The organism is Methylibium sp., from assembly GCF_013817345.1.
Classification (GTDB): Bacteria; Pseudomonadota; Gammaproteobacteria; order Burkholderiales; family Burkholderiaceae_C; genus Methylibium.
This window is the reverse complement of sequence record NZ_JACDCW010000141.1, coordinates 1-7,252: the sequence shown is the minus strand read 5'-3', so window position 1 is coordinate 7,252 and position 7,252 is coordinate 1. Positions and strand designations below refer to the sequence as shown.

The window sequence follows — 7,252 nt, the reverse complement described above, 5'->3', positions numbered from 1 at the left end:
TCGCGGTGCTCGGTGACCCAGGCGTTGCTTGCATCCATCGCGAACCACGTTGGCACGCAGCCGGGCTGCAGCGTGTTTGCCATCGCAACGCAGGACGGATCCTCGGCATTCAGCACGGCGGCGCGCGCGGCGCAACGTGCGACCAGGCCCTTGACGACGGCGAGGTCGGCCAGCGTCTCGACACCATCGAGACCGAGGTGGTCGGCCGAGACGTTGAGGACGACGCCGACATCGCAGCGGTCGAAGGCCAAGCCGCGCTTGAGGATGCCCCCGCGCGCCGTCTCGAGCACCGCGGCGTCGACCCCATCGTCGGTGAGTACCCGGCGCGCCGACCAGTAGCCGGTGCAGTCGCCGCGCTCGATCACGCGCTCGCCGATGTAGACGGCCTGCGTCGTCGTCGTGCCGACCGTGGACCGGCCGGACTGAGCGGTGCGCAAGGCGTATGCAAGGAGCTGGGCGGTCGTCGTCTTTCCGTTGGTGCCGGTGATGGCGACGGTCGGAATGCGGCCGTTCGCGCCCTCGGGAAACAGGGTCTCGAGCTGGCTGCGTGCTCGGGCAACGGGCGACGAGCGGTCGCTCTTCGCGTCTGCCGACTGCGTGCCGTTACCGGCTTCGAAGCGGCGCTGGCGGCAGCCCCAGCCAAGCTGGAAGCGGCGCTCGGCGTCCTCGAGGCGAAGCACGGGAATGCCCCGCGCCGAGGCTATCTCGATAAGGGCCCGGCTGGCAGCGTCGATGGCCCGCGCCGCGACCAGCGAGCGCAGCGCGTCGAGTCGGGGCCCGAGATCGAAGTCGTCGTCGGCGGCCCAGGCCGACACCGCATGGATGGCCACCGCCATGGCCTGTTCGGCGACCGCCTCGTGTTCGTAGCCGCAGGCGATCCAGTGCTGGCCCGGCCGGCCCAGGACCGGCAGCGCGCGGCTGAAGGCGACGGGCGTGCCCGCTCTGCTCTGCAAGCCGCCAGCGACCGCGCCGACCACATCGGCGAGGCCGCGAGCCGGCCATGGCAAGGCGCCGTCAGGCCGGGCGAGCGCGGGCAGGGCGGCGAGCAGGCGCGCCTCGAAGCCGGGCAGCGCGCTCGGCGTGACGTCGGAGAGCGCCTCGAGGTCGACGATGCTCAGCACGCAAGGCTGCATCGAGTGCACGTTCGGGCCGCGCAGGAAGCGGCTGGAGACGATCTTCACGGTCGCCTTGCGGTGACGAGGACGGCAGCGATGCGATCGGCCTCGGCGTAGGCCGGCTCGAGCAGTTCTTCGCCGAAGACGTCGGGGTCGAGCTCTACATCGATCGCTTCGAGGCGGTCTTCCTGCAGCTTCGGCTTCACCACGGCGCGGAAGCGGTGGACGCCATCGACGATGGCCGAGCCGGTGTAGAGCAGCAGCGCACCCCCGGGTGCTAAGACGATAGCAGGCCACGTCGGCGATAGCTTGGCCAGGCACTCGCCGAGGCCGCCGCCGCCGTGGCGGTAGACGCGCTTGCCGCGGTCGAGCAGGTACGGCGGGTTGCCGACGATGAGATCGAACCCGCCGTCAAGGGTCGAGAGCAGGTCGGAGCGGCGCTGCCTCACGCGGGTGGCGCCAGCCAGCCGCGTTGACGGCGGTAAGCCGCAAGGCCGCATCGTTGATGTCGACGGCGTGGACGTCGGCGTCGGGCCGCGCCAGCGCAATGACCACCGCGCCCCGGCCGGCGCCGCAGCAGATATCGACGGCGCGGCGGACTGTCCGGCCGCCGGCGAGATGGACGTCGATGGCGGCGGTGAAGCGATAGGTGTCCGGCCCGAAGAAGACGGCATCGTCCTGGTTCGTCGGATAGGCAGAGTGAAAGTACAGCCAGTTAACGTCGAGGCGCGTGCGCTGTTGCGCCAGCCGCTGCCATGCGGCACGAGCACACCGGCCGCCCAGCCGGCTCTGGCGCGGTCTGCTTCGATACTCGTCATGCCGCCCCGCGGATTCCCTCTGATGACCTGTGGGCGGTCTCGCGCTTGCCCGCGCGTAGTAGAAGCCATCCGCCCACCAGCATCGCAGCGCCCCACGCCAGAAATCCAAGGTCCCAGTAGATCCACTGGTTTGGCGGGACGGTTTCGTTAACGTGGTGGATCCCAAGCAGGTGGTGGTTCACGATCCCCTCGCCAACATTGAAGATGCCGAATCCCATCAGCATCGAACCTACCAGCATCTTCCCGGACCACCACCGGTGGCGCCGGTGGGCGGCGAGCCACAGCAGCAGCAGCCCGACCCCGACGAAGACGTAGGTCGAAGCGTGGAAAATGCCGTCCCACAAGGTGTTGACCTTCAGGTTGTGCACGCTGTCCGGCGGGTACCCTGCACTGGTCAGCATGTGGTGCCACTGTAGGATCTGGTGCAACACGATGCCGTCGAAAAATCCGCCTAGGCCCAGACCGAACCATATGCCGGGCGCAGTAGGAAACCCAGAGTTCACGTCGTTCATGTTTGCGCTCTTGCCTGTGAGGTTAGTCGCACCGATGCCCGGCGTTTGGCTCTGCCGGAAGAGGAATCCGCGTCAGCGTGAGCAGCAGCCTTGGGCGCTGCCTGAACGGCTGCATTCTGCGACGTGATCGCGGCCGCGGCGACACCCGGCTCGTCGACCGCACCGACGCGGCGATCAACGAGGCGATCGCAGCCGATCCGGGCGTGCACAACGTGACGATCACCGTGCCGACGATGCGCACCCGGGCGGGGGGTGTCAGGATTCAAACGCCGAACCAACGTCGTGGCACTTCCCCAACGACGCGGCCATCAGACGATTGGTCGGCGCCATGATGATCAAGCAGGACGACGAGCGGTTGCTCTCAACCGCAGATACATTCAGCTTGAGGGCCTGCAAACCCTCAGCGATACTGTTCCGAAATCTGCCACGGTCCACTTCCGCAGACGGCGTCGTTCGGTAGGCGAGGGTCGAACGTCAGCAGCCATTAGGTTCCTGCCGATCCCCGATTCGCCTCGAACGTCGGCAGATGGGCGGGAACGCCAGTTCCCGGCGGCGCCGGGGTGCTGACACTCTGGCAACGAGGTTGAACCGGGGAGGTCAGCTTGCTTGCGCGCCCGCGAACTCACAGTGCCGGCCTATTCCGTTGAAGAACTCGATTTAAGAATGAGCTTTTGAGGCTTTTCCTCTGCTGAAGCCAATGACGATGAGGCGAGGGAACGGCTGATCGGGGTGTCTCGGATCCGCAGCCTCTTCAGGCTGGCATCGCAGCCGCGTTTTGTTGTCCTTCGAACAACCTTTTTGCCATTCTTCGCAGGTTTTGAGCTGTCGCGGCCAACAGGAACTCGTCATGCGCGCCGGTCAGTCCTCTCAGGCGCAGCCGGTCCAGTTTGAGGATGCGTTTGAGATGTGCGAACAGCATCTCGACCTTCTTTCGATCACGTCGCGACTGCTTGTATCGCGGCGTGGTGGCGATCTCGCGCGCGACCTCCCTCGAGCGCTCGTGCACGCTGCGCATGATTCTGCGGTTGGGCATGATCGGGGAACACTGTTGCTTCATCGAGCATCCAGTGCAGTCGTGTTGGCTGGCGCTGTACAGGATCGTTCCGGCCTTGATGATGTGATCGCGTGGCTGGGTGAACTGGCGTCGATCGCTGAGGAGCGCATGTCCTTGCGGGCAGCGGTATTCGTTGGCGTGCTCATCCCAGACGAACTCGCTGCTCGACAGCGTGCCATCCTTGCGTTCACTCCTGTCCCACACGGGCACATGTAGCGCGATGCCCTTGTCTTGCACCATCCACCCGAGCATGGGTGCGGTGCCGTAGGCGGTATCGCCCACCAGGCGTTCCGGCTTCATTCCGAAGCGCTGTTCCACGCGGTTGATCATCGTCTTGGTCGATTCGACCTCCTGCGTGCGATGCGCCGGCGTGGCCTCGACATCCACGATGATCCCGGCGTCCAGATCGATCAGGTAGTTGGTCGAATAGGCATAGAACGCTGGCCCGCCCGGCGCGGCGGTCCAACGCGCCGCGGGGTCAGTCAGCGAGACATTCTTGCCCGGCACAGGCGGCTCTGGTGGCTCTGCGTCGTCGTCACCCGTCGGGTTGAACTCTTCGAGCGCGTCGAGGTACTCACGCATGGCTCGGCTCGTTCCCGCGTCCTTGCGCCAGTCGGTGGTCTCGGATCCAGGAACACCACGCGCTCGGCTCGCGTCAGCCTTGATGACGCTGGCATCAATCGCGAATCCTTCTCCGCGGACCAGGCCTTCGCTCATGCATCTGCGCAGCACGCTCTCGAACATATAGCGCAAGGCGTCGCTCTCGCGGAAGCGACCGTGCCGATTCTTGGAGAAGGTCGAGTGGTCGGGCACTGCATCTTCGAGATCGAGTCTGCAGAACCATCGATAGGCCAGGTTCAGATGGACCTCCTCGCACAGGCGGCGCTCGGAGCGGATACCGAAGCAGTAGCCGACGATCAACATGCGCATCATCAGTTCAGGGTCGATCGATGGCCGGCCTGTGCGGCTGTAGAACGGCGCAAGGTGGGTACGCAGTTCACCGAGGTCGAAGAAGCGATCGATACTCCGCAGCAAGTGATTGCGCGGGACGTGATCGTCGAGATTGAATGAGTAGAAGAGTCTGTCCTGGCTGCCACCCTGTTGACCCATCATCGCGATGTGCTCCCGTCAATCGGTTGCCATCAACATAGATCAAATGTCTAAAACTGTCAGGGAGTTTTTCAACAGAACAGGCCATGACCGGTCCTTCAGGTTGCCGGCCTCAATGGCAGCTCAAGACTCGCAGTAGTGGAATGGACTGTGCCCGATCAAATGGGCCGACAATCGAGGCCACCACGATTGCGCTGCTGCACAGCGAACTGCCTGCTGGTGGACCGTCATCGTACGGTCGACCCGCGGCACTGTGTTCAGCGATCCTCTCCCGGCGGCAGCATCAGCGCGTTACGCTCGCGCCAGATCTCCTGCACGAATGGATCGGTCAACCCATACAGCCCATGGCCGCGGCGCATCACGACGTTGGCGACCATCAGCTCATTGAGTACCGCTTGAACCTCGTCGGCGCGAACATCACGACCAAGAACTTGCGCGTAGCCGGCCAGCGAATCCGCCGAGAACAAGCCCTTGGCGTCGCCGTCGACGCCGGCCACTCGCTCGAATACGGCCGTGGCCAGGGCTCCAAGCTGCTCGACTTTCATGATCTCCACGTCTGCCGCAGTGGAGCGCAGCGTGCCCGCAATAACCGGCAGGAAGTCATTGGGGTCGCCACCGGGCGGCAGGAGAGAACGCAGCTCTCGCAAAGCTCGCAGCATCTCCTCGGGTCGAGCGCCGAGAGTGCGGAAGGCCTGCGTGGCCACCTCCAGGCTGGGCTGGGTCGCTAAGCCCTCAATGCGCAGCCGCTCGAACAGGTGCGCTACGTAGTCTGCATCGAGGACGGGGTAGGCAATCGATGTGGCACCTGCGAAGGCCTGATTCCGGCGAGCCGTCAGTTCGCTCACAAGCGCCCGGTGCGAGCCGGTACCAACGAAGATGAAGTGGCCCGGTGTCCCTGGTCTCGGGTTGATCGCGTCCCGCGCAGCCTTCAACGCGAGCAGCATCTTGTTGCCCTCGTCGGAGGTGATCGCGTGCTGAATCTCGTCGACGATCAACACGATGTCTCCGTGCGCCTGGTCCACCACTTGCGTGAATGCTTCCGCCAGCGTCGCGCCGCCTTCGGTGCCGACGCTCTCGACCTTGAAGCCGAACTTGAAACCCGCGACGGCGATCTCGGCGTTGCGCAGCTTCTTGAGCCGCTCGGCGATAGCACCAGTGGGCGTCTGCACTTCTTGAAGCGCGCGGCGGATGGCGGCGTGCACCAAGGTGGCCGGATTCGCCTGCGTGTTCGACCACAGGTCCACATAGATCACCAATGCGCCGGCGGCCTCAAGCGCGGGTACCAAGTCCGCCTGCAGGAAGGTGGTCTTTCCGGTGCGCCTCGCGCCGGAGATGAACAGGCCTGATCGCAGGCCTTCGTCCAGGACCCCGGGGCGAAGCAGCTGCTGTGCGATCTGCTGGGCGAGGGCGGTGCGGTGAAAGATCCTGTCCATTGGGGAATTTTAGCTGAGGATGATAATTAGTCAAATTTCCTAAAACTCCCTACAAGCACAGCCACGCTCTGGACCACCTCAGACATCCGAACGTGAGCGTACTCGCGCCGGGTGCCGCCAAACTACTGGGCTCCAACGCGTCCGGCCGAGGTCCTGCCGCCACTTGTTCGTGTCGCCGATCCAGGCCTCCACCTCGTTGGCAGGCCGGAAAGCTACGCGATAGGGCAGACGAATCGAGGATCAGCACGTTGTCGCTGTGCTGGAGATCAGCAAGGGACTTCGCCGGGGTCTGGGTCCCTCGACGGGGTCCCCTTGTTCGTCATGGGTTCTACAACGATTTGGACCCCTAGACAGGCGCGGATCTCTTGGGCACCTCGCTGAGTGGAAAAGGCTTGCACTGTCGGGCAGCACCAACCAGTATTTGCGGGCACCGACCACGCTGCCTGCCTGCCAGGACCCCGGGCCATTAGGCCCGACATGGCGGCAAGGGGCAGTGGTCACGGGCATATGAGGCCTACTTGCTGCGCTTGGGCGCCGGCGCCTTGGAGCCGGAGCCCTTCAATGCCTCGGCGTTTCTCTTGGCACCCATCGGGTCGGTCGATTGCACGGCCTGGGCCTCCTCTAATACTGGATGGATGTACAGTATCCAGACGAGTCAGCCCGGAGGTTTCCATGAACGAGTCGCAATGGATCGCTCGATGCGCGCTGCGCCTGCGTGAGGAGTGGCCACGCCTGGCGGGCGCTGACTTGGCCGAGGTGGCAGCAGAGCTGTGGGCTCAAGAGCGCTGGCGAACTCTCGAGCCTGAAGAGGCCGCCACGGCGTGGCTGCGCCAAGGCATTCCGACCATCGTGTAAGCGAGCTGCCTGTAGAAAGGCTGAGATCAGCCGCCGCCTGATCACCCACACCGGCCGCCGCCGACCTCAGGCCATCTTCACGGCGGTCCCGCTGACCGAAGGCCGCGGTGACCTGGAGGGCGGGGCCGTGACGGCAGGGCGGTCGGCCTCCGGGTCAGGGCCGTCGGCGCGTCCGCCGTGAAGCACCAATGCCTGAGCGCAACGGTGCGACTGCGAACAAATCCCTTCGGTAGGCAGTCAATTAAGACCCCCGTGCCTTATCGCCGGAACGAGGCGCCCCTCAGTCGGTGCGGAAGGCTTGCGGCGGGGCTTCTGGCTGACCTCGCTCGATGCGCTCGTACTCTGAGATTACCTG

General features: G+C 64.9%; 8 protein-coding genes. 2 read left to right on the top strand and 6 right to left on the bottom strand.

Annotated elements, in window-relative coordinates:
* The 4 genes from H0W40_RS18245 to H0W40_RS18235 form a co-directional block, all read right to left on the bottom strand.
* The coding region (locus tag H0W40_RS18245) for a Mur ligase family protein (RefSeq protein ID WP_292449123.1) at positions 1-1,181 on the bottom strand (1,181 nt) is incomplete at its 3' end.
* On the bottom strand, positions 1,178-1,564 hold the full coding sequence (locus H0W40_RS18240) for a hypothetical protein (RefSeq protein WP_292449121.1): 387 nt from the start codon (positions 1,562-1,564) through the stop codon (positions 1,178-1,180). The genes H0W40_RS18240 and H0W40_RS18245, both read right to left, overlap by 4 nt.
* Complete coding sequence (locus tag H0W40_RS20095; RefSeq protein WP_367153843.1) at positions 1,527-2,042, bottom strand: methyltransferase; 516 nt, start codon at positions 2,040-2,042, stop codon at positions 1,527-1,529. Before H0W40_RS20095 ends, H0W40_RS18240 begins: the two co-directional genes overlap by 38 nt.
* The gene (locus H0W40_RS18235) at positions 1,930-2,445 is read right to left on the bottom strand and encodes a DUF2243 domain-containing protein (RefSeq protein WP_292449120.1); all 516 of its coding nucleotides are present in this window, start codon (positions 2,443-2,445) and stop codon (positions 1,930-1,932) included. Before H0W40_RS18235 ends, H0W40_RS20095 begins: the two co-directional genes overlap by 113 nt.
* Positions 2,446-2,522: 77 nt before the next feature.
* Between H0W40_RS18235 and H0W40_RS18230 the strand changes: the two genes are divergently transcribed.
* Positions 2,523-2,777, top strand: a complete 255-nt coding sequence (locus H0W40_RS18230; RefSeq protein ID WP_292449118.1) for a hypothetical protein — start codon at positions 2,523-2,525, stop codon at positions 2,775-2,777.
* A gap of 419 nt (positions 2,778-3,196) precedes the next feature.
* Here H0W40_RS18230 and H0W40_RS18225 read toward each other — a convergent pair whose 3' ends face one another.
* Positions 3,197-4,612, bottom strand: a complete 1,416-nt coding sequence (locus H0W40_RS18225) for an IS1182 family transposase (protein WP_292449116.1) — start codon at positions 4,610-4,612, stop codon at positions 3,197-3,199.
* Positions 4,613-4,866: 254 nt separating this feature from the next.
* Positions 4,867-6,042: an AAA family ATPase gene (locus H0W40_RS18220; RefSeq protein ID WP_292449114.1), complete on the bottom strand. Its 1,176-nt coding sequence runs from the start codon at positions 6,040-6,042 to the stop codon at positions 4,867-4,869.
* A gap of 672 nt (positions 6,043-6,714) precedes the next feature.
* On the opposite strand from H0W40_RS18220, the gene H0W40_RS18215 reads away from it, so the two are divergent.
* A complete protein-coding gene (locus H0W40_RS18215) occupies positions 6,715-6,897 on the top strand; it encodes a hypothetical protein (protein WP_292449112.1) in 183 nt (60 codons plus the stop codon).
* The last annotated feature ends 355 nt before the right edge of the window (positions 6,898-7,252 follow it).